This is a genomic window from Paenarthrobacter sp. TE3676, from assembly GCF_056279165.1.
The window spans coordinates 95,633-116,160 of sequence record NZ_JBWBQU010000011.1 but is presented as its reverse complement, the minus strand read 5'-3'; the positions used below and the strand labels follow the sequence as shown (position 1 = coordinate 116,160).

At 61.7% G+C, this 20,528-nt stretch carries 19 protein-coding genes and 1 pseudogene; 6 read left to right on the top strand and 14 right to left on the bottom strand.

Annotated features, from left to right (window positions below; translation table 11 throughout):
• Positions 1–8: 8 nt before the first annotated feature.
• Positions 9–1,547, top strand: coding sequence for an APC family permease (locus tag ACZ881_RS21720; RefSeq protein ID WP_476117944.1), 1,539 nt, complete (start codon positions 9–11; stop codon positions 1,545–1,547).
• 112 nt (positions 1,548–1,659) lie between these two features.
• Here ACZ881_RS21720 and ACZ881_RS21715 read toward each other — a convergent pair whose 3' ends face one another.
• From ACZ881_RS21715 to ACZ881_RS21705, 3 genes are all read right to left on the bottom strand, one after another.
• On the bottom strand, positions 1,660–2,205 hold the full coding sequence (locus ACZ881_RS21715; protein ID WP_091465661.1) for an AMIN-like domain-containing (lipo)protein: 546 nt from the start codon (positions 2,203–2,205) through the stop codon (positions 1,660–1,662).
• Positions 2,206–2,421: 216 nt separating this feature from the next.
• Complete coding sequence (locus ACZ881_RS21710; protein ID WP_017199882.1) at positions 2,422–2,724, bottom strand: DUF4193 domain-containing protein; 303 nt, start codon at positions 2,722–2,724, stop codon at positions 2,422–2,424.
• 126 nt (positions 2,725–2,850) lie between these two features.
• Positions 2,851–3,066, bottom strand: a complete 216-nt coding sequence (locus tag ACZ881_RS21705) for a hypothetical protein (RefSeq protein WP_476117943.1) — start codon at positions 3,064–3,066, stop codon at positions 2,851–2,853.
• Positions 3,067–3,162: 96 nt separating this feature from the next.
• Between ACZ881_RS21705 and ACZ881_RS21700 the strand changes: the two genes are divergently transcribed.
• On the top strand, positions 3,163–3,918 hold the full coding sequence (locus ACZ881_RS21700) for a lysostaphin resistance A-like protein (protein ID WP_476117942.1): 756 nt from the start codon (positions 3,163–3,165) through the stop codon (positions 3,916–3,918).
• Here the strand turns inward: ACZ881_RS21700 and lhgO are convergent.
• From lhgO to ACZ881_RS21660, 8 genes and pseudogenes are all read right to left on the bottom strand, one after another.
• Positions 3,915–5,135: an L-2-hydroxyglutarate oxidase gene (gene lhgO / locus ACZ881_RS21695; RefSeq protein ID WP_476117941.1), complete on the bottom strand. Its 1,221-nt coding sequence runs from the start codon at positions 5,133–5,135 to the stop codon at positions 3,915–3,917. The genes ACZ881_RS21700 and lhgO overlap by 4 nt on opposite strands.
• Positions 5,136–5,262: 127 nt before the next feature.
• On the bottom strand, positions 5,263–5,760 hold the full coding sequence (locus ACZ881_RS21690) for a DUF805 domain-containing protein (protein ID WP_420180275.1): 498 nt from the start codon (positions 5,758–5,760) through the stop codon (positions 5,263–5,265).
• 181 nt (positions 5,761–5,941) lie between these two features.
• Positions 5,942–7,492: an o-succinylbenzoate--CoA ligase gene (menE, locus tag ACZ881_RS21685; protein ID WP_476117940.1), complete on the bottom strand. Its 1,551-nt coding sequence runs from the start codon at positions 7,490–7,492 to the stop codon at positions 5,942–5,944.
• A 12-nt stretch (positions 7,493–7,504) separates the two neighbouring features.
• Positions 7,505–8,828 (bottom strand): annotated as a pseudogene (locus tag ACZ881_RS21680) (MFS transporter).
• A 55-nt stretch (positions 8,829–8,883) separates the two neighbouring features.
• Positions 8,884–9,339 (bottom strand): MaoC family dehydratase, encoded by a 456-nt coding sequence (locus ACZ881_RS21675; RefSeq protein WP_091465649.1) that lies wholly within the window; start codon positions 9,337–9,339, stop codon positions 8,884–8,886.
• Between the two features lie 38 nt (positions 9,340–9,377).
• Entirely contained in the window at positions 9,378–10,601 is a 1,224-nt protein-coding gene (locus ACZ881_RS21670) for an acyl-CoA dehydrogenase family protein (RefSeq protein ID WP_476117939.1), read from the bottom strand.
• Between the two features lies 1 nt (position 10,602).
• Positions 10,603–11,493, bottom strand: a complete 891-nt coding sequence (locus ACZ881_RS21665) for an amidohydrolase family protein (protein WP_476117938.1) — start codon at positions 11,491–11,493, stop codon at positions 10,603–10,605.
• A 2-nt stretch (positions 11,494–11,495) separates the two neighbouring features.
• Entirely contained in the window at positions 11,496–12,464 is a 969-nt protein-coding gene (locus tag ACZ881_RS21660; RefSeq protein ID WP_476117937.1) for an SDR family NAD(P)-dependent oxidoreductase, read from the bottom strand.
• Between the two features lie 139 nt (positions 12,465–12,603).
• Here ACZ881_RS21660 and ACZ881_RS21655 point away from each other — a divergent pair, with 139 nt between their 5' ends.
• From ACZ881_RS21655 to ACZ881_RS21640, 4 genes are all read left to right on the top strand, one after another.
• A complete protein-coding gene (locus tag ACZ881_RS21655; RefSeq protein ID WP_476117936.1) occupies positions 12,604–13,062 on the top strand; it encodes a MarR family winged helix-turn-helix transcriptional regulator in 459 nt (152 codons plus the stop codon).
• Positions 13,063–13,179: 117 nt separating this feature from the next.
• Positions 13,180–13,398: a hypothetical protein gene (locus tag ACZ881_RS21650; protein ID WP_476117935.1), complete on the top strand. Its 219-nt coding sequence runs from the start codon at positions 13,180–13,182 to the stop codon at positions 13,396–13,398.
• Positions 13,399–13,402: 4 nt separating this feature from the next.
• Positions 13,403–13,891, top strand: coding sequence for a hypothetical protein (locus ACZ881_RS21645; protein WP_476117934.1), 489 nt, complete (start codon positions 13,403–13,405; stop codon positions 13,889–13,891).
• 114 nt (positions 13,892–14,005) lie between these two features.
• The gene (locus tag ACZ881_RS21640) at positions 14,006–15,292 is read left to right on the top strand and encodes a MinD/ParA family ATP-binding protein (RefSeq protein ID WP_476117933.1); all 1,287 of its coding nucleotides are present in this window, start codon (positions 14,006–14,008) and stop codon (positions 15,290–15,292) included.
• A gap of 5 nt (positions 15,293–15,297) precedes the next feature.
• On the opposite strand, the gene ACZ881_RS21635 is transcribed toward ACZ881_RS21640, so the two are convergent.
• The 3 genes from ACZ881_RS21635 to eccCa are packed head-to-tail and all read right to left on the bottom strand — an operon-like array spanning position 15,298 to position 20,526.
• Positions 15,298–16,200 carry a DUF6177 family protein gene (locus ACZ881_RS21635; RefSeq protein WP_476117932.1) on the bottom strand — a complete coding sequence of 301 codons (903 nt, stop codon included), beginning with the start codon at positions 16,198–16,200 and terminating at the stop codon, positions 15,298–15,300.
• The gene (locus tag ACZ881_RS21630; protein WP_476117931.1) at positions 16,197–16,577 is read right to left on the bottom strand and encodes a hypothetical protein; all 381 of its coding nucleotides are present in this window, start codon (positions 16,575–16,577) and stop codon (positions 16,197–16,199) included. Before ACZ881_RS21630 ends, ACZ881_RS21635 begins: the two co-directional genes overlap by 4 nt.
• Positions 16,567–20,526 carry a type VII secretion protein EccCa gene (eccCa, locus tag ACZ881_RS21625; RefSeq protein WP_476117929.1) on the bottom strand — a complete coding sequence of 1,320 codons (3,960 nt, stop codon included), beginning with the start codon at positions 20,524–20,526 and terminating at the stop codon, positions 16,567–16,569. The genes ACZ881_RS21630 and eccCa overlap by 11 nt, the downstream gene beginning before the upstream one ends.
• Positions 20,527–20,528 lie beyond the last annotated feature (2 nt).

Here is a 20,528-nt window from a genome sequence, read left to right as displayed (position 1 = left end):
GGCCTCACATGAGCCAGACAATCCGCCGCAGCGGCAATGAAGCTGCAGAGTCGCACCACATTAGCGGCAAGGGACTGAAGACGGGGCAGTTGGGGCTCCTCGCCGTCGTCGTTCTTGGCATTTCAACCATCGCCCCGGCGTACACGCTGACCGGCGCCCTGGGTCCAACCGTCAATGAAGTCGGGCTCCAGTTGCCCGTCATTTTCCTGATCGGGTTCATCCCGATGATCCTCGTGTCGCTGGCTTACCGGGAGCTCAACGCAGACTCCCCGGACAGCGGTACCACCTTCACGTGGGTCACCAAGGCCTTCGGTCCGTGGGTGGGCTGGATGGGTGGTTGGGGTTTGCTCGCAGCCAACATCATTGTCCTGTCCAACCTGGCCGGCGTCGCCGTGGATTTCTTCTACCTGTTCCTGGCACAGGCCACGGGCTCACCCGAGCTCGCCGACCTCGCCTCAAACAAGCTGCTCAACGTTGCCACATGCTTCGTTTTCGTGGCGCTTGCCGTCTGGGTGAGCTACCGCGGACTGCACACCACCAAGATCGTCCAGTACGGCCTGGTGGGATTCCAGTTGCTGGTACTCGGAATGTTCGTCGCCATGGCGTTCGCCAACTGGTCCACGTCCGAAACCGCTGTTCCGTTCAGCTGGGACTGGTTCGACGTCACCAAGATCGAAACCTTCGGCCAGATCGCGGCCGGCATCTCGTTGTCGATCTTTGTCTATTGGGGCTGGGACGTATGCCTCACGGTCAACGAGGAAACCGCCAACGGCAAGAAAACCGCCGGTCTCGCCGGAACCCTGACGGCCGTGATCGTCCTGGGCATCTACCTCCTGGTCACTATCGCGACGTTGATGTTCGCAGGAGTCGGAGACACCGGAATCGGCCTGAACAACGAGGAAAACCACGCCAACGTCTTCACTGCACTCGCGTCACCGGTTATGGGTCCGTTCGCGATCCTCATGTCCCTCGCAGTACTCTCCAGCTCTGCGGCATCCCTGCAGTCCACGTTCACCTCGCCTTCGCGCAGCCTTTTGGCGATGGCGCACTACGGCGCCCTGCCGGAGCGCTTCAGCCACATGAGCAAGAAGTTCTCGACGCCGGGCTTCGCCACCGTTGCGGCCGGCGTCCTGTCCGCGGGCTTCTACGCGGTGATGCACGTGATCAGCGAGAACGTCCTGAACGACACCATCCTGGCCTTGGGCCTGATGATCTGCTTCTACTACGGACTCACAGCCATCGCCTGCGTCTGGTACTTCCGAAACAGCGTGTTCTCCAGCGCCAGGAACTTCTTCCTGCGGCTCGTATGCCCGCTGATCGGTGGCGTAGGCCTGTTCGTGGTGTTCCTGCAGACCGCCGTGGACAGCTGGGCTCCTGAGTTTGGCAGTGGTTCGGAGGTCTTCGGAGTGGGGCTCGTCTTTGTCCTGGGCATCGGGATCCTGGCCTTGGGTGCCGTGGTCATGCTGATCATGTCCCGCGTTCGGCCCGGGTTCTTCCGCGGCGAAACCATCCGGAAGGATACGCCGGCCCTGGTAGTTCCGGAATAACCGCGGCCCGAGTTCGCCTTCCACCGAGTTCGTGGGAAAGCGACGAGTTCGCAGGGAAGTTTCCCGCGAACTCGCCGCTTTCCCGTGTTTTGAGGAGTAGCGGCAGCGCTTCCTACCAGCGGTGGGCGACGTCCACTACCAGGCGAGACCCGCCGTCGGGTCCGTCCAAGGTGAAGACCCGGAACGGAAGCCGGGCCCGGACGCCCAGCCCGATGCTCGTGGTGCCCTCAAAACTGCCCGCAAAAACCACCTGCCGGAACGTCTGGTACCCGGAAACGTTGGACAGTTCGGCCTTGGCTGCCGGTTCGTAGGTCGGCTGGCTGTACTGGTTGTACGACGGCGCCGTCACCATCACTTGAAGATCAGCATCCCCCAGCACCGGGATGGGGTAGCCAGTGGCATCCTGGGTCACCACCGGAACGTACTGAACCACGAAACCGGCCACCTTGCCGGTCATATCAATCACCAGGCGGTCGTAGCAGGGCTGCTGACCAGTGCGAACACCAGTGACATGGGCGGAGCTCCAGTCGAGATCGGCCTTGGCCATGGAACCCCACGAGATACCGCAGTATGTTGCTGCCGAGGCTGGCCCCGGCGCCACCAGACCGAGCCCTGCAGCTGCCAGTACCGCTGCCAAACCCGCTCCAAATTTCCTCATTTTTTGTGCCCCCTTCAGGCGAAGTTGATACTTCAACAGTAGGAGTGCGCAAGGGGCTTTGGATGGGTTGTGGCCGCTTCGGCGCGCAACCGTTAAACGGGGGCCAGTGTGATCACAAGAGGGTCATTGACAGGCAGTTTTGTGGGTGTTTAGTGGTCGCTCGGGGGCTCTTCGGGCACGTGTTCGTAACCCAAGATAACGAGACCCGGGCGTTACTTAGCCTTCACAGTCCTTGCAGTACTTAAGACCGTTCTTTTCCAGCGCAATCTGGGACCTGTGGCGGACCAGGAAGCAGGAACCACACGTGAATTCGTCAGACTGCTCCGGGACCACAATGACGGTCAGCTCTTCACCGGAAAGATCGGCGCCGGGAAGGTCGATTCCTTCAGCGGTATCGTTTTCCTCGACGTCGATGACCGCAGTCTGTGCAGTGTTCCCACGTGATGCCTGAAGAGCCTCAAGGGATTCAGCGGGAGACTCTTCTTCTGTCTTGCGCGGGGCATCGTAATCAGTAGCCATTGAGGGTTCGCTTTCGTTGCTGCATAGTGCCTATCTCGGCACCTCAGTGAAGCAGTTTAGGGCATGTTACACGCGATAAACGAATGGTGTGCCCAACGCGACATTCTGCAGCTTTCCATGCAGCTTCTAGGACCCTGTGACCGCCCTCGCGGCGTTCGCTTGGATGGCCTGCGCGCTGGCCACTGTGACCCCGCTGAGGGCCGGGAGCCACGCCAGATCGCGCCCCGATTCATTGCCGGCATCGTCCTCGTCGAGCGGGCAATCCACGATGTAGGCTGCCTCGATCCAGGCCGCAAGGGTAGAAGCGACTGAGATGGCAAACGCGGCCAGGGATCCGATCATGCGCCAACGTTAACCAGGCAGAGTTTGGGGGCGGTTTCCGGTTGGTCACGAGCTTGTTAACTACTCGGCTAGGCTCGCATGATGGACACTCGGGGGATGCTGTTGCCAACTGACACTGTGAACCATGTTGGAGCGATTTCCCAACCACCGCCGGCAATATCACTGAAACAAGCCTCGTGGGCCCTGATGTGGATTGCTGTGTACGTTGCCGCAGTTTGTTTGGCCGTGCTTGCAGCGGGATTGTCCGGCCTGGTTCATTTCACTGCAGAAATCGCTGTTTCAGCCCTCCTCGGCGGGGCAACAGCAGCCGCTCTCCTTGCAACATACGTACATTTGGTTCGGAGAAACCAGCTCACTTTGAGCATGCTCGGATTCCGACGCTTTGACGCCCGCATGCTGCACTTACTCTGGCAGATTCCTGCAGCCATCTTGGTTTCCGCTAGCGCCCAGGGGCTCTTCCTGGCGGGTCTCAGCCTCTTGGGGATGGATGGCGCTGCGGCCAATTCCTCCAACGGTGCGCTCAGCCGGGTTGCCGCACTTCCGGCACCGTTGATTGGCCTGACCGTCCTCATGGTTGCTGTGTTGACTCCCCTTTGGGAAGAAGTCCTTTTCCGAGGAGCTTTCCTCAGCGGGTTGACGCAACGTTGCAGGCCCTTTGCGGCCGTGACAGTGTCAGCGGCAATCTTTGCCGCTGTCCACCTGGTCCTGTTGACCTTCGTTTACCTCTTTATGCTCGGCGTCGCCTTGGCACTTCTAAAAAAATTCCACCAAAACCTCTGGGCACCCGTATTTCTGCACTCCGTCAACAACGCTTTGGTGCTGCTTATCATCTTGTCGGCTTCGAAAAACTAGCTGCTCTGCAAAGCCTGCTCCACGATGTACTCCGCTATGGCCATGGACGAAGTAGCCCCCGGGGACGGTGCGTTGCGCACCAAGACTGTGTCCCGTCGTCGTGCAATCACAAAGTCGTCCAGCAACGAACCGTCGCCGTTCATGGCCTGCGCGCGGACGCCGCGGGTGCCGGGAAGAATGGTGGCACCCTCAAGTGAGGGTACAAATCGCATGGCCTCCCGTATGAACTTTTTCTTGCTCACCACGGTCTGGAATTCACGAACAGCTGAGGGCACATTTTGCCGGGCAAAGTTCCAGAATCCCGGAAAGAGCGTGTAATTCAGGACGTCGCGGACATTAATTTCGCTCCACGTATAGGACTCTCGGCCAAAGGAGATAAACGCATTGGGGCCCAGCATCATTTCACCGTCGATGCGTTTTGTGAGGTGCACTCCCAGGAACGGATGCTTGGGATCGGGTACCGGGTAAATAAGGCCGCGCACTTGATCCCGCGCTTCCTTGCCCAAGAGGAAATACTGCCCGAAGAACGGTACGATCCGTGGCGTTGCCGCCTCGCCGGCCGCCTCGGCCAAGCGATCCGACTGGAGACCTGCGCAGGCCACGACGAGGTCATAATGTTCGCCGCCGTCCTTGGTGGTGACCACCACGCCGCTGCCCTGTTGCTCGAGCGCTATCACCTCCTGCCCCAGGCGGATGGTCCCGCCCGAGCTGCGGACGTCCTCGGCGAGCGCGTTGGTGATGGCCGTGTAGTCAACGATCGCCGTTTCCGGCGAGTGCAAAGCGGAAAGCCCGACGGCGTTCGGCTCCACCTCGCGTATCTGCTCGCCATGCAGCATCCGTGCGCCGGGAACGCCGTTGGCTGTGGCGCGGGCGAAGATGTTGTCCAAGCGATCAGATTCCCCGGGTGTTTGGGCGATGACCAGCTTCCCGCATGCTTCGTAGGGCAGGTTCTTCATGGCGCAGAATTCCTGCAGCAGTTCCACTCCCCTGCGGCACAGCTTTGCTTTCAGCCCGCCGGGTTCGTAATAGAGGCCTGCGTGGACCACGCCCGAGTTGTGCCCGGTTTGGTGTGCGGCGAGCCGGTCTTCCTTTTCGTAGACGGTGACCTGGGCGTCGCCTAGTTTGTTGGCAAGTTCCCTCGCCACCGCAACACCGATGATGCCGCCACCCACCACGGCGCACCGCTTGATGGTCCTCATCTGTGGAGGGTTGGACATGGCACTCCTCGTCATTGGGGTCGGTCCGCGTCACTCACAGCATTTCACACCGCGTGGCGCGGGCCCGGAGATGGCACGCAAAAGGGGCGGCACTGGAAGTGCCACCCCTTTTTTGATGCGTGAAGGACTAGGCAGCCGCGGGCTTGTCGAAACGCTGACCGGCCGGGTTGGACGGCAGGAGCGAGAGGACGAATACTGCGAGGACGCCAAGGAACGGCACCAGGACAAGCAGGGCAAGCCAGCCAGTGAAGTTGCCATCATGCAGGCGGCGAACCAGCAGCGCGAGGGACGGGACGAGTGTTGCCAGGCCCCAGATGCCGAGGATGACGTAGAACGCAATGGCTCCGCCGCCGAGAGTGACAACGCCGGAATCGCTGACGGTTGCTCCTGCTGAGCCGACGACTGTTGCGAGGGTGTTGAGGATGGTGGTTACGATGGCGGAAACCAAGGTCCACCACCAGTATTCGCTACGGCTCGCACGGCCGGAGAAGTCGGCGTACTTCTTGAAGAAACGCTTTACAGCGGCGCCAATCGGGGCACCGTAGTAAGGGGCCCACAGCGGCGGCTCGCCGGTCTGTGCGCCGTACTGTTGGGTCTGTTGCGGTTGTTGCGGGTAAGTGCTCATTTGTATATCCCCCGGGTTAGGTGTGAGTTGTGACGAAGCGTCTTACTCAGAGTGAGTCGTGCTTATCGTAATGCCCCAACAGCGAATTAGGCAGTTCGATGGAGGAAATTAACCCGGATTTAGCTTGGTAACGGAATATTTCGTCCCGGGAACGTCAAGGCGGGCGGCTCCGGAATGGTCCTCACCGGGCGTATTGCTGTCGAAGGTCCGTCTTCCGGATTTTCCCGCTGGCGGTTCGCGGCATCTCCTCGACGAAAACCACCGACTTGGGAATCTTGTACCGCGCCAGCCGGCCCTCAAGATGCGAGCGCAGTTGCTCCTCGGTCAATAATTCGCCTTCCCGCAAAGTGACGATCGCCCGGGGCACTTCTCCCCATTTCTCGTCATCAACTCCGATCACGGCTACGCTCCCCACAGCGGGCAGCTCCGCAATGGCAGCCTCCACCTCGGCCGGGTAAATGTTCTCGCCACCGGAAATGATCATGTCTTTCATGCGGTCCGAGACGAACAGGAAACCTTCGTCATCCTGGTAGCCCATGTCGCCGGAGCGGAACCACGATGAATCGCAATAGCTTTCACCCGTGGCTTCTGGCCGGTTCCAGTACTCCTTGATCACGTTGGGTCCGGAGATTTGGATCTCGCCCACCTCACCGAGGCCGGCAACGCCGCCCAGTGGATCGGCTATCCGCACGTCCGTAAAGAAGTGTGGAAGCCCGGCAGACCCAGCCTTCTCCTTGGATGCGGAGACCGGCAACATGGTGGCCCCGGGCGCGGTTTCAGTCATGCCGTAGCAGCTGGTGAATCCGATGCCGCGCTGCTCGTACGCGTCCAGCACCCTCTGCGGAACCGCGGAGCCGCCGCAGGTGAGCTTGTCCAGTGAAGTGAGGTCCGCCGTCGACCACCCGGGATGGTCACAGAGCATCTGGAACGTGGTTGGGACGCCGTTGAGCGTGGTGACCTTGTGCTGCACCACCAGTTCCAGTACGCGGCCGGCGTCGAACTTGGATTCAAGCACCACCGTTGCGCCCTTGAGCAGCATCGGAAGCAGGCCCATGTCCAGGGACGCTACGTGGAACAGCGGCGAAATCATGAGCGCCACATCGTTGCGGTTCAGGTCCATGTCCACCACCGTGTTGATGCAGTTCCAGGTGATGTTGCCGTGCGTAAGGAGCGCCCCCTTGGGCTTGCCGGTGGTGCCTGAGGTGTAGAGAATCATGGCGGCGTCGTCCAGCGTTACGGCTTCATCCAGCGGCGCCGCAGATGCGGCGTCAAGCACCTCGCCATAGTGCTCGACGCCGGATGGCAGCTTGAAAGCGGACGCCTCAGTAACGTCGTCGGACGCGACCACAAGACGGTGGGTTACCTCTGTGTCGAGGGAGGATGCGGCGGCGACAACCTCCAAAGATGCTGAACTGACCATGAGCCGCGCGCCTGAGTCCTGCAGTTGAAACTGCAGCTCAGGGGCCGCCAACCGGGTGTTGAGCGGGACGAAGATCGCGCCCAGCAGTCCGCAGGCGATGAACGTCTCCACAAAAGATGGGTGATTCTCGCCGAGGTAAGCCACTCTGTCGCCCTTGGCCACTCCCCTGTCCTTGAGGGCGTGGGCCAACCGGTCGGTCCTGTCTGCAAGGTCCGCGTAGCTCAAAGTCTTCCCACCGGAAATGACAGCCGTTTTGGTCCCGGACTTGATCCGGCGCCGGTGCAGCCAGGATCCAACTCCGTTGTTGTCCATGGTGCCGTACTCCTAACTGACCGTAGAGAGGTCGTTGTTCTTAGACTCCCGCGTCAGCAGGATGAAGACAATCGATACCAGCGACATGACGGACAGGAACACCACCACCGGGACGATGCTCTGGCCGGCGTCCTTGTAGAGTCCGGCAACGATTCCCGGGGTGAAACCAGCACCGATCAGCGTCGCCAACTGGTAACCGACGGCAGCACCGGTATAGCGGTTAGTGGTGCCGAACTGCTCGGAAACGAACGCTGCCAGCGGTCCGTAAAGGGAAGAATGCAGGATCAGCGCCACCGTGAAGGCCAGGAAGACCAAGGCGACGCTGCCGGAGCTGAGCATCCCGAACATCGGGAACAGGTAAAGGATGAACAATGCCAGGCCGGTGACCATGACGGGACGGCGTCCGAAGCGATCAGAGAGCCTGCCACCCAGCAGGACGAACAGGATGGAGATGGCCGAGGCGCCTGCAAAGGCATAGAGCACGCCTTGCTGGGGTGCACCCTTTGATACTGCATAGGTCACTGAGAACGTGGGCAGCACCACCTGCAGGCCGAATCCGGCGGCACCGGCAAACATGATCATGATGAGCGCCTTGGGACGCTTCAGCACTTCCAGCAGCGGGATCTTGCGCTTGGTACCTTGTGCGCTTTCCTTGGCGACGGCTTCGGCGAAGATGGGGCTCTCGGAAACCCGCAGCCTGACGAACATGCCCACGATCAAGAGCACGAAGGACAACAGGAACGGCACACGCCAACCCCAGGCCAAGAACGCGTCCTGAGGAAGGGCCGAGAAGATGCCCATGACCAGGGTGCCGAGAACTGCGCCTGTCGGGGCACCGGCGTTCACGAACGACGCCGCGAAACCGCGCCGCTTGGGATCCGAATGCTCCAAAGCCATGAGTGCGGCCCCACCCCATTCACCGCCGACGGCGATTCCCTGGCAGACGCGCAGGACCACCAGAATCACGGCACCCCAAGGACCGATGACGCTGGCTCCAGGAATCAGGCCGATCAACGTGGAGGCAATACCCATCATCGCCATGGAGATGATGAGCATGCCCTTGCGGCCGATTCTGTCGCCGAAGTGCCCGAAGATGATGCCACCCAAAGGGCGGGCAACATAGCCGGCAGCGAACGTGGCATACGCGGCCACTACGCCCACACTCATCAGTACCGGCGAAAAACACCTTGGGGAAGGCAACCGCTGCAGCCGTTGCGTACAGCAGGAAGTCGTAGAACTCTATGGTGCTGCCCAGATAGCTGGACATGATAACCGTGCGCGCCTCTTTGCGCTTTGCGGCCGTGCTCGACGGTGCGAGCGCAGTGTGTCCTGACATGGCTGTTCCTTGGGAGAGGAGGGAAGGGAATGATTCTTACTTGTAGAAACGGTTCCTACTTGTAGAAACGGGCGAGGAACTCGGCGACGACGGCTGGCCGTTCCTGGCCTTCAATTTCGATGGTGGCGTTGACCTTGATCTGGGCGCCGCCTTTGACTTCAGTGACTTCGGCGATGGAGCCCTTCATGCGGACTTTGGAGCCGACTTTCACCGGGGAGGTGAAGCGGACTTTGTCCAGGCCGTAGTTGACCTTGGTGGTCACGCCTTCGACGTCGAACAGCTCGCCCCAGAACGGGATGATGAGGGACAGGGTGAGGAAGCCATGTGCGATAGGGGCTCCAAAGGGGCCATCCTTGGCGCGTTCAGGATCGGTGTGGATCCACTGCTGGTCATCCGTGGCATCGGCGAACAGGTTGATCTGTTGCTGGGTGATCTCACGGTAATCCGTGGTGCCAAGGTCCTTGCCGGACATGGTGAGCAGGGTGTCGAAATCGACGACGAGATTGGGCATCTTTGCCTCCTGGTAGTTGTTGACTGAAAAGCAGGTGTTTAGCGGGTGAAAGCGCTCTCGCCTGTGAGGGCGCGGCCGATGATGAGGGCGTTGATCTCGTGGGTGCCTTCGTAGGAATAGACGGCTTCCGCATCGGCATGGAAACGCGCGACGTCGGCGGCGAGAGTGATGCCGTTACCGCCTACCACTTCGCGGGCAAGGGCGACGGTTTCGCGCATCATCAGACTGGTCTGCATCTTGGCCAGGGCCGAATCCTGGTCCCTATAGATCCCCCAGCCCTGCTGTTCGGTGAGCCGGACCACCAGGGAGAGTGACGCGGTGATGTTTCCCAGCATCCGTGCCAGCTTTTCCTGCACCAACTGGAAGGAACCCAGCGAGCGGCCGAACTGCTGGCGTTCTTTGACGTACGCCAATGCAGCCTCGAACGCGCCTGCTTGGATGCCGGTGGCGATCCATGCAACGTCCGAGCGCATCGCACGCAGCATCGCGGCGACGTCCTTGAAGGAATCCACGTTATGCAGGCGCATGGCCTCGGGAACCCGGACATTGTTCAACGTGATGTGGGCGTTCTGCATCATCCGCAGCGAGGTCTTCCCCTGGATTTTCTCCAGACTGACACCGGCAGCAGTTCGGTCCACGAGGAACGCCTTGACCTGGCCATCGGCGACCTCCCGAGCGAACACACACAACACGTCCGCTGTGGAAGCACCCCCGATCCACCGCTTCGCGCCATCCAAAACCCAAGTGCCGCCGTCGGAATCTTTTTCAAAGCGAGCGGTGGTGGACAGTCCGCCGGCGATGTCCGAGCCGTGCTCGGGTTCAGTCAGTGAGAAGACGCCCTTGAGCGAGAAATCGATGACCTTGGGCATCCACTCCTTTTGCTGCTCCTCGGAAGCCCCCACCCGGATCGCGGTCCGGAACAGCCCTGCCTGCGCTGTGTACCACGTGGCCAACGACGCGTCCGTACGGGCGAGTTCGAAGATCCGGAAGCCGTGGTAAATCCCCCTTGCGGGTGCCTCGACAGTGAGATCAGCCGGTTCCATCAGGTCAAGGCCGATCAATGGTTGAGCGAGTTGTTCCGGGAGCTCGCCACGCTCCCAGTACTCGGCCAGCAAGGGTTTCGCCTGGGTGTCAAGGAAGTTCCGGAGCCGGCCAAGAACTTGGCGTTCCCCGGTGGTCAGCAGCGCTTCGGCGTCGTACCAGTCCGCTACGGAGTACAGTCGCTGATCCACGCTGGCCGCCGCGCTCGCCGTGGTGGTCACTTCAACCACCCAGCCCGAGTAGCCGGACGGCGTTGTCCTTGAGGATCTTGGGCCGCACTTCGTCCTTCAGTGGCAGGTCAGCGAACGCACCCAGCCACTTCTGCGGCGTGATCAGCGGGAAGTCCGTTCCGAACAGCACTTTGTCCTGCAGCACCGAATTGGATAGACGAACCAGCGACTCCGGGAAGTACTTGGGCGACCATCCGGACAGGTCAATGAAGACGTTGGATTTGTGCGTCGCGATGGAGTTCGCTTCGTCCTGCCACGGTACAGAAGGGTGCGCCATGATGATCTGCAGCCCAGGGAAGTCAGCGGCCACGGCGTCCAGTAACAACGGGTTTGAGTAAGCCAGCTTGATCCCATATCCGCCCGGAAGACCGGCACCCATACCGTTCTGGCCTGTGTGGAAGATACACGGAAGTCCCAGTTCCTGGAGGGTTTCCCACAGTGGATAGAACGTCTCGTTGGAGGGGTCGAAACCCTGCAGCGACGGGTGGAACTTGAACCCACGGGCACCGAGCTCCACGGCCTGGTGCTTCGCCCCGGCGATCGCTTCCTCGCCCGTGCGGGGATCCACACTGCCGAACGGGATCAGCACATCGTTGTTCCGCGCAGCCCCGGCAATCAGTTCCGGAATGCTGTTCGGTTCATGCTTGAGCTGGGTCCGGGCGTCAACAGTGAAGACGACGGCGGCCATGTTCAGCTCGCGGTACACCTCGGCGATCCGGTCCAGCGACGGCGTCCGATCGTCGGCTTTGAAATACTTTGCCGAAGCCTCGGTCAGTGCCTCAGGGAGTGAGCCATGACCACAGCTGTCCACTTCGAGGTGGACGTGCATATCGATCGCATCGAGCGCGGAAGCATCGATGCCCAGTTCGTAGGGGTCGGCCATGATCAGCGTGCCTGGGCTGCTTCCGGCTTAGCCGCTTCAGGCCTAGCCGGTTCGGGCTGCAGGTCCTCGGGAAGCGGCAGGAAGTCCTCACCGAAGCTTTGCAAAGCATCCGCACCAAACAGTGATCCGGCGCTTTCCTTCAGTGCCTCGTAGCTCCAGCCGCCCTCACGGTATTCGGTGCTCGCCGCCGTCGGGTGCGTCCAAACCTGCAGCCGGTCACCGCCGGCACCGATCGCCTGGCCGGTGATCCCGCCAGCCGCATCTGAGGCAAGGAACGCGATCAGCCCGGCGACGTCGTCGGCCGTTCCAAAACCGAGGTCGTGACGGAAGAAGGACGGCATCGCCTCACCCTGTTCCTCCGCCTCAACAGCTTTCTGGAAGTAAGGAACAGTCTTGGTCATGGCCGTAGCGGCCACCGGGATCACGGAGTTGACGGTCACGCCAGCCTTTTTCATTTCCAGCGCCCATGTCCGAACCATGCCCACAATCCCGGCCTTTGCTGCAGCGTAGTTTGTCTGCCCGAAGTTGCCGCGCTGGCCGGTCGGCGAACCAATGGTGATGATCCGGCCCGCGACGTTGTTCTCCTTGAAGTACGCAAACGCCTCACGAACACAGGTGAACGTGCCCTTCAAGTGCACGTTGATGACCAGGTCGAAGTCCTCATCTGTCATCTTCAGCAGGCTCTTGTCCCGCAGGATCCCGGCGTTCGTCACCAGAATGTCCAAGCGGCCAAACGCGGCAACAGCGCCGGCCACCAAAGCCTTCGCAGCATCCGTGCTCCCCACCGGAACCACCACGGCGGTGGCCCGGCCGCCGCCGGCCTCAATCAGTGCAACAGCCTGTGCGGCGGTCTCAGCGTTCACGTCGTTGATCACGACGGCGGCACCTTGGCGGGCGAGCTCCCTCGCGTAAGCGAGTCCAAGACCCTGTCCACTTCCAGTGACGATTGCAACCTTGCCGTTCAAGCTCATGGCGTGCTCCTTCGCATGCATTAACCGGCTGGAGCCGGTGAGGCCGATCCCACTGCGTCGTGAGATCCTTGTCATGATCAATGAGAATACGGATCATTGAAAAAGTCAACGATTGTTTTTCATTACTATTGGAGTTGTCATGGGCCCGCAAAGCACCGAAGTGGAAACCCCGCGCCTGGCCACAGCAAAAATCGGCAGTGATGTGGGTCTGTTGCTGGCCAAACTGCATGCCACAGGCTCACTCCTGAACAACAAGGCCCTGGCTGATTACGGCCTCCGGGAGCGGTCTTTCTCCGTGCTGACACTCGCGTGCAGCGGGTTGGAACCCACCCAACGTGAGCTCGCTGATTTCCTCAGCCTCGATCCCAGCCAAGTGGTCAGCCTTGTTGACGACCTCGAACACCGCGGACTGGTGAAGCGAGCCCAAGGCAAGCAGGACCGCCGAGCCAAGATCATCGTCTCCACAACCGAGGGCCGACGGATCCACAACAAGGCGCGGGCAGCGCTGGAAGTGTGCGAGCAAACCCAACTCGCGGCGCTTAGCGAGGATGAGAACGCGCAGCTAAGGGCGCTGCTGAAGAAAGCGCTGTGGGGCTAGGCTCGGCGCCGCCGGCCCGAACTTAGGGCGATCGATGGACATCTGCACAGGAGCCCCCGGCTACCGTATGCACCTGTCCATATCGGCATCGTGGCTCTTCTGTCAGGATCGGAGACTATGAACTTCCCTCTCTTCCACGATCCCCTGCAGGGCACCGTCACCGTTGACGCACCTGTTCGTGATCCTCAAATCCACCACCAGACCCGTGCCACCAACCGGCCGGCCCGGCAGGCAACGCACGGATCAAAGCCTGTCCGCACGTCACGTCAGCGCGAGGTAGCCAAAGTCGCCGAAGACCTCCAGGCCTTGATGGCGAGGACCACTGGGCGGCACTAGTCTTGTGAGCCGCCCTCTGGGCCGGCATTACGGCATTGAGGAACTGACCAACGGTGAGATTCCCTTCACTGCCATCGTTCCCTCCTACGTGGATGAGGAAGTCAGGCTCAGCGCTGAAAAGGCCGGAGCAACCCTGGTGGCCTTCAAAATCGCCACGGCAGTGAAGATGATCACGGGCAAAGCCAACCACTTCACGTCCGACATCGGCGGGGGCTCCATGGCCGTGGTCGCCTACAACAATGGCCACTTGGAATTGGGGCCGCCCTCCGCCCTTACCTTTCAGATGCGTCTCATGGAGGCTGTGACCGGCGGCATGATCGAGGACCACCGCCGCGCCGTCGAAAGCTACGCCCGATTCCGCCTGCAGACGCCAGTCACGGAACCGTCTCCAGGCACTGTGGAAGTAACGTTCGACGACGGTCGGGCCACCATTGCGTTTGATGAGAACAACAGGCTTACCACCATGAATGCGTCGTTGACCGGTTCCAAATAGCAAGCTGAATGTATCTGCGCTGGACACGTGACATGACCCGCCCTGCCTACCCCGGCTAGTATCACTGGTTGGAGCGTCACCAAGATGCATAGCGGAATATCGAAGGGTACAGCGATGGAACTGGGGGCCACACGCGTCGAAGTGTTTGCCGACGGCAGGGTAACTGTAGGCGGAGAAGCCATTTCTCCGCCCGAGGGGATTGATCCCTACTCGGCTGCAATTGCGGTACTCGCGGACTATGCCAAGTCGTCCGGAGCACCGGTTTTGGCGGATGCGATCGACCATGCCAAGGGGCAGGAAGGCCGGTTCCACGTGCATCCGGATGGTCGCGCGGAGGCGGTGGCAGGATTCCCGGGCGCCGTGGACTCCCCCGCTGCAGAATCGACCCAGCCCACCGCGGAATCAGCCGACGCCGGCCCGGCAAGCCCAAGCGCTGTTCCGGCAAACCCAGGCCCCGCCCAGGCAAACGCAAGCTACGGCTCCGCGCACCTCGAAACCCAATTCGTGAGGCCGGACAGGCCACGCCCCACCACAGGCTTCAGGGGCGTGCTGTATTCGGCTACGGGTGGTTTCGTGAACCTCGGCCCCAGCGCCAAGGACCAGGACGAGGCCGAGCTGGAACGGCGGATCGCCCGTCCGCTCTCCGGCAGCTTCAACACAGCGATCCTCAGCCTCAAGGGTGGCATCGGCAAGACATCCACCACGGTGGGCGTGGGCATGATCCTTGCCGAGTACCGTGGTGACCACCCGTGCGCGATCGATGCAAACCCTGACAGCGGTGACCTGGCCGAGCGGGCACTTGGAGAAATGCTCTACCAAAAGGTCAAGCCGCGCACCATTACGGACATCGTCCGGGACATCGACCAGATCACGTCCCTGACCATGCTGACCGACTACATGCACCATGCCAACCGACTGCACCTGGTGGCAGGCGAGCAGGATCCGGCGTTGTCCGATGCCCTGACGGCCGCTGAGTACCTCCAGATCAAGCAGTTGGTTTCCCAGTACTATTCGGTAACACTCACCGATTGCGGCACGGGCGTGTCCCACCCGGCCATGGCCGGCGTTCTCCCCGAAGCAACCAACCTGGTCATCGCGTCCGGCTATGCAGTGAGCGGCGCCAAACGTGCCCGCAATACGCTTCAATGGCTGGCCGACCACGGGTACGAGGACCTGGCACGGAACGCCATTGTGGTGGTCACGGACAAGGACCAAGTGTCCAGCCGTGTCAACAAGCGTGCCATCGAAGAGCACCTCGCCGGCTTCTGCCGGCAGCTCATTACAGTGCCTCACGACCGCGGCGTGGCAGATGGCGACCGCATTTCGTTGGACAAGATCTCGGGCGGGACCCGCCGGGCCTACAAGGAAATCGCTGCAGCGATCGTGGACGGCTACGTCTAAGCTAACTACTGGCCCTGCACCGCGTTGAGGATCCGTTGCTGCGTGACGCGGGCTATGCCACCATCCCACGCGGAAACCGCGGGGTACCGAATGGCCAGGTGCTGGAAAGGTGCCTGGCCAAGGACTTCCGCTGCCATCCCTTCAGGCTGCATTAGCAGGGTTTCAGGAATGCTTCGGTGCAGCGACGGACCCAGTATCAGCAGCTGTGGCACCTTCACGGCCTCCCTGCCTGAAGGGACGCTGAGCCCTGAAGCCCCGAAGTGCAGTTCCAGGCCGATTTCCTGTGCGTTCGCCCCCACGGCAGCGGCCTCAAGGGCAGCAGGATCGGGAAGAGCATCAACGTCGGGGGCAGAAATCAACACATCGAAAGCCTCCACCACACCTGCTTCCGTGCGGTAGGCAGTGACTGCCCCGGCGAACCCGTGACCCGACACCAGTTCAATCCCCCAGGGCATGTTCTCCCGAAGCCTGGCAGTCAGCACGGCCGGATCCCAAGACTCCTGAAGTGGCTCTGCGGGACCCATAAATTCGGGAGTACATCCCGCCGCGGCCAACATCCCGGATGTGAACGTCCCCAGCATCAAGTCAGCCGAGGCGGCGTGCAGCACACTGCCATAAATCACGACGGCGGGACTCACCTGGGGTGCACCTGTCGCCACACCGGCATCGGTCGCCACGAATGCATCGTGTAGCTGGCCGCCGGCTCCTTCCACAACCCAAGGAATTCCTGCGGCTTTGAGAAATGCCACCAGGGGATAACTCGCGGATGCGTCAGGAAGTGTCTGCAGGGCAACTACTCCGTTCCCCACCGTCGCAGCCCCGGCCTCCTGCAGATCCCTGCGCAACTTCCTGCTGAGCCACGGACGGGCCGCAGGAGTTGGGACGGGGACCAAAGGTATTGACCTCATGCTCCCCATTCCGCGTTGATGACCTCATTTGACTGCGGATCAATCAGGAGTCCTTTGGTACCGATTACCGTAATCATCAGAAGGGCTCGCACGGCTTCGGCATTGTCCTTGTTGTAGGGGCAGTTGACCTCGGACACCCAGGCGTCACCCGCAAGCTGGTGGGCCACCTCCTCACCGAAGATCCGGCGCACCTCAGGGTTCGGCACCCGGGTGGGAACGCTGACAAGCCCCAGGTCCTCCCCGGCCAGGTTCACCACAAGGTTCTCTGAGCCCTCCACGGCGTTGAGTTGGAACTTGTTCTCGAACTGCTCGCAGGCATAGGCAAAGCGGCCTTCGCGAGGGTCCTGATCGCAAATCAGGTGAAAGTCATAGCTCATGGTGGACAACCTCATGATCGTGGTGGAAGGTCTGAACCGTCACAGGCGGACGACTGGTGCGCAGGACCCTTGCCCTCCCCGTCGGAAGCGGGACGGGGCGCTCACCGTTCGCGATCACTCCTTCTGAACGGTCTCCCGAGAACATGACAACAGGAGCGCCAGCGGCTCGAAGACTTGCGATGAAGGGATCGTGCATCATCATGCCGCTACCCGTAGTCCGGCTGGTGACCATGGCGAAAAGCCCAATATCGGCCCCTGAAGGCAGGTAGCTTGCGAGCGCACGCAGCGGCTGGTTTCCCGTTGCGGCCAGAATGTCGTAGTCATCCACCAACAGGACAATCCTTGGCGTTTGGACTGGTGCGCTGCCCCCATCGCCCAACCGGTCCCGCGCCTGGCCGGCAACGAACTCGGCCAACTGGGCCGCTCTTTGCCCATTGGAGGCATACTCCCCCAGATACGCCTCGGGGATGAAGTCCTGCAGCTGTTGGCGTGGATCGAACACCGCAAAGGCCAGCTCACCTGGTTCGTGCGATGCCATCAACTGGGAGGCCGCCGTCCGCAGCAAGTTGGTACGGCCTGTTTCGGGATCGCCCACCACCACTGCTCCCCTGTCCGCGCCGAACAGATCAAGGTTCTCGGTGCCGGCGTCGTGCTCCCGGATACCCAGCGCAATGCTGCCGCGGACCGGACGGTGGTCCGGCGAAAGCCGCGTCAGTGTAGGCAGGACGCGAACTGGCGGTGCCGTTGAGGCGGTGTACTGGCGCAGGACGGCGCTGAGCTCGGCTAGTTCCTGTCCGGCGTTGTCCCGATCCGGGGTTGTGGATAACGACGGTAGGGAGAAATGCCCAATCGTCTTGTCCATTGTCAGGGCGCGCCCTGGCCGGTTTGCCCCGAGTGTTGTTGCAAGGCGACGATCGAGCGAATCGGCGGGGTCGGCAATGTGCAGCTCGATCCTGGTTCCCAGAAGCGACTGACGGGACATCCGGACCTCCGACCAACCGCGCAGGCTGACCACCACGTGCACGCCCAGGGTGCTGCCGCGTGTCATGACGTCGTGCACCGCTTCTTCCAGTTCAGGGAATTCGGACGTCAGGCTGCCGAAGCCGTCAATGAAAAGGAAGGCGTCGGTGCATGCCAGTTCACTGAGCCCACCGCGGGACCGGAGCGCACGCATCGCTTGAAGGGAATCCAGCTTGTGCTGATCGAACACGGCTTGCCGGATGTTCAACAGGCCCTGGACTTCTTCAATGGTTCTCCGGAGCAGTTCCCGGTTGCCACGGCCGGCCACACCGCTGCAGTGCGGGAGCCCCGCCAGCCCGGCGAGCGCATTTCCGAGCAGGTCCACCGCGTAGATGTTGACGTCCTCCACCCCATGGCTCAGAGCCAGCGATGCGGCGATGGTGCGGAGCGCTGTGGATTTCCCACTCTGTGGTGCACCGATGATGGCGAGGTTCCCGCCTCGGGCGGATAAATCCAGGTGCCATGGCCCTTGCCATTGCCGGGCAGGGTCGTCCAGGATCCCGACGGCGGGGCTCAGGTACTGCGGTTGGGCGAGTCTGGGGCCTGCGGAGGTGAGGTCGAGTGCTGCGCCGGTCCCCGCCAGTGACACGGCTACGGGCAAGGGCGGAAGCCACACGGGTTGCGTTAATCGCGGCTGCGCAGCGGCAAAACCCACGACGGCGGAGAGGATAGTTGCGCTTTCTGCTTCGTCTGAGGGGCGCTTGCTTTCCAACGCACCGCTTCTCGCGGAGGCGAAATCCGGCACTTCGGTGGCCGAATGCGCTGCCAGGCGGAAGGACTGCACGGGGACAGACTCCGCAACTGTACTTACGGCGTCGTCATCCGGTGAAGGCAACGCACCCGAAACGTAAGCCGCACGGAATCGTTTGAACACCGTGGTGTCTACTTTCAGGATGCCGTGACCGGGGGTGCTGGGCAGGTGGTAGGCATCGGGGACATCGATGATGGTCCGGCTTTCGCTCTCCGAATTGGTGTGGAGGGCAATGCGGTAGGCCAGATAGGTATCGAGGCCGCGGAGCATCCCTTGCTCCACTTTCTGCGACGCCAGGAGCAGGTGGATGCCGATGGAACGGCCGATCCTGCCGATGGACAACAGGAGATCTATGAAGTCTGCGCGGGCGGTCAGCAGCTCCCCGAACTCATCAATGCACACGAACAAGTAGGGCAGCGGTTCGGCGAGTGCCGGGTTGTCCGGGTTCCTGTTGCGGGCGCTCCGATAATCGTTGATGTGGGCGAAGTCACCGCCGTTCTTCAACAGCTCCTGGCGGCGTTTGACCTCTCCCGCCAGGCTGGAGTAAATCCTGTCCACCAGGCTGGCGTCGCTGACCAGGTTGGTGACCAACCCCGAAACATGCGGCGCGGCTTCGAACGGAGCGAACGTCGCTCCACCTTTGTAGTCGACCAGGACCATGCTGAGGTCCTCAGGCGAATGCGTGGCAATCAACGACAGGACAATGGTCCGCAGGAGCTCGGACTTACCCGACCCCGTTGCGCCCACGCATAGCCCGTGGGGACCCATGCCTTGCTGGGCGGGTTCTTTCAGGTCGAGGTGGACGGGTGTTCCGTCCTCGTCTTCTCCGATGGCAACCCTCAGGAAATCCGAGCCGCGTTGGCTCTTCCACAACCGGAGCATGGCCTCGGCCGTGTACTCGGTGAGGCCCAGGGCTTCGGCGTAGCTGCGCGAAGACTTGTGCTCCCCGAATTCGTGGGACAACTCTGAAAGACGCAACGGCGCCAAGGCCCGGGCTACGGACTCGGCGACCACCGGAGGCACGTCATCAGCGATGCCCCGCATGGTTTGGCCGGTTGCCGTGGCTTCCAGCGTCAAGGCGTCAGGAGAGACCGTCAGGCGGAGGTCAACCCGTTCCGGCTCCTGTTGCTGCTCAGCCAGAACATGTATCCGGGTCACCGCGAGCCGGGACAATGGAAGGTCAGCGGGCAACCCGGGCAGCGCCACAGCGTTTTGCCCTGGCAGGTCCGTGATAATTATCAGTCGCGGAAGGGCATCTGCGGGGACCTGTTGAAAGTTACGGGCGGCGCTGTTCACTGCGGCGAGCCGGGCACCCATGGAGTTTTCCAGCAGGCCGGCCAGTTCGGTCAGGGAATCAGCCCTCCGCAGTGTTCCGCGCTCCTGCAGGTGCGGCAGCCATTTGGCCCACTCCCAGTCCTCCAGCTCGGCACCGGTAGCAACAATCGCAAGCTCGACGTCCTCGGGAGATTGCGCCGACGTGAGCTGGCAGAGCAGGCTGCGGCACACCATCAGTGCCGTTTCCCGATCCCCCACGATTGAGACGTCAGACACTGCACCCAGCGGTAGAGTCAGCGGCATATCCGGGTTGTTCCCAAAACGTTGGCGGAGCTGCTCAGCTTCAGAGAGCATGAAGGCATCCGGGCGTTCAACGGCGTCGCCGCTGTCCTGGATCGTGATGGGCCTTCGCGGAACGCTGCCGGTTCCCAAACGGGTGACCAGGAAGTCAGGGCTGGTCCGGCGGCGTTCCCACAGCCGGTGGGGATCGTTGACCACGCTTTGCACCAAGCGATTTACCGGCGGATGGGCCGCATTTGCGCCTGCCCGCGCCCGTTGCTCTTCAGCCTCAAAGTCTGAGCGGCGGCGCCTGAGGTAGTCCATGTACAGACGGCGCTTGGCCGCCCTTTGCCGAGTGGCCTTGCCGCGCTGTGAGAACATCAGCACCACCGAAGCGAGGACGGTGGCAACCATCATGATCGCGCCTATGCCGGCCAAGGATGATCCCCGGAAGAGCATCATGACCGTCACCGACGTGGCAGCTCCCAGCATCGGCACCAGGGCAAGCAGGTTCATCCCGCCTGCTCCCCCGGCCAGCTGCGGCGGGGCGTCCAGCAGTGCAGCTTCGGGTGCCTTTTCAGGAAGTGTGGTCCGGGCCGGGCGATGAACGATCCGTGTGGTCATGC

What these genes read in the sequence shown, in the direction of transcription:
- ACZ881_RS21675 (WP_091465649.1), bottom strand. Translation starts at nt 9,339, where the DNA reads ATGCCCAATCTCGTCGTCGATTTCGACACCCTGCTCACCATGTCCGGC.
- ACZ881_RS21705 (WP_476117943.1), bottom strand. Translation starts at nt 3,066, where the DNA reads ATGATCGGATCCCTGGCCGCGTTTGCCATCTCAGTCGCTTCTACCCTT.
- ACZ881_RS21710 (WP_017199882.1), bottom strand. Translation starts at nt 2,724, where the DNA reads ATGGCTACTGATTACGATGCCCCGCGCAAGACAGAAGAAGAGTCTCCC.
- ACZ881_RS21720 (WP_476117944.1), top strand. Translation starts at nt 9, where the DNA reads ATGAGCCAGACAATCCGCCGCAGCGGCAATGAAGCTGCAGAGTCGCAC.
- lhgO (WP_476117941.1), bottom strand. Translation starts at nt 5,135, where the DNA reads ATGTCCAACCCTCCACAGATGAGGACCATCAAGCGGTGCGCCGTGGTG.
- ACZ881_RS21660 (WP_476117937.1), bottom strand. Translation starts at nt 12,464, where the DNA reads ATGAGCTTGAACGGCAAGGTTGCAATCGTCACTGGAAGTGGACAGGGT.
- menE (WP_476117940.1), bottom strand. Translation starts at nt 7,492, where the DNA reads ATGGACAACAACGGAGTTGGATCCTGGCTGCACCGGCGCCGGATCAAG.
- ACZ881_RS21700 (WP_476117942.1), top strand. Translation starts at nt 3,163, where the DNA reads ATGCTGTTGCCAACTGACACTGTGAACCATGTTGGAGCGATTTCCCAA.
- ACZ881_RS21640 (WP_476117933.1), top strand. Translation starts at nt 14,006, where the DNA reads ATGGAACTGGGGGCCACACGCGTCGAAGTGTTTGCCGACGGCAGGGTA.
- ACZ881_RS21655 (WP_476117936.1), top strand. Translation starts at nt 12,604, where the DNA reads ATGGGCCCGCAAAGCACCGAAGTGGAAACCCCGCGCCTGGCCACAGCA.
- ACZ881_RS21665 (WP_476117938.1), bottom strand. Translation starts at nt 11,493, where the DNA reads ATGGCCGACCCCTACGAACTGGGCATCGATGCTTCCGCGCTCGATGCG.
- ACZ881_RS21630 (WP_476117931.1), bottom strand. Translation starts at nt 16,577, where the DNA reads ATGAGCTATGACTTTCACCTGATTTGCGATCAGGACCCTCGCGAAGGC.
- eccCa (WP_476117929.1), bottom strand. Translation starts at nt 20,526, where the DNA reads ATGACCACACGGATCGTTCATCGCCCGGCCCGGACCACACTTCCTGAA.
- ACZ881_RS21715 (WP_091465661.1), bottom strand. Translation starts at nt 2,205, where the DNA reads ATGAGGAAATTTGGAGCGGGTTTGGCAGCGGTACTGGCAGCTGCAGGG.
- ACZ881_RS21635 (WP_476117932.1), bottom strand. Translation starts at nt 16,200, where the DNA reads ATGAGGTCAATACCTTTGGTCCCCGTCCCAACTCCTGCGGCCCGTCCG.
- ACZ881_RS21690 (WP_420180275.1), bottom strand. Translation starts at nt 5,760, where the DNA reads ATGAGCACTTACCCGCAACAACCGCAACAGACCCAACAGTACGGCGCA.
- ACZ881_RS21650 (WP_476117935.1), top strand. Translation starts at nt 13,180, where the DNA reads ATGAACTTCCCTCTCTTCCACGATCCCCTGCAGGGCACCGTCACCGTT.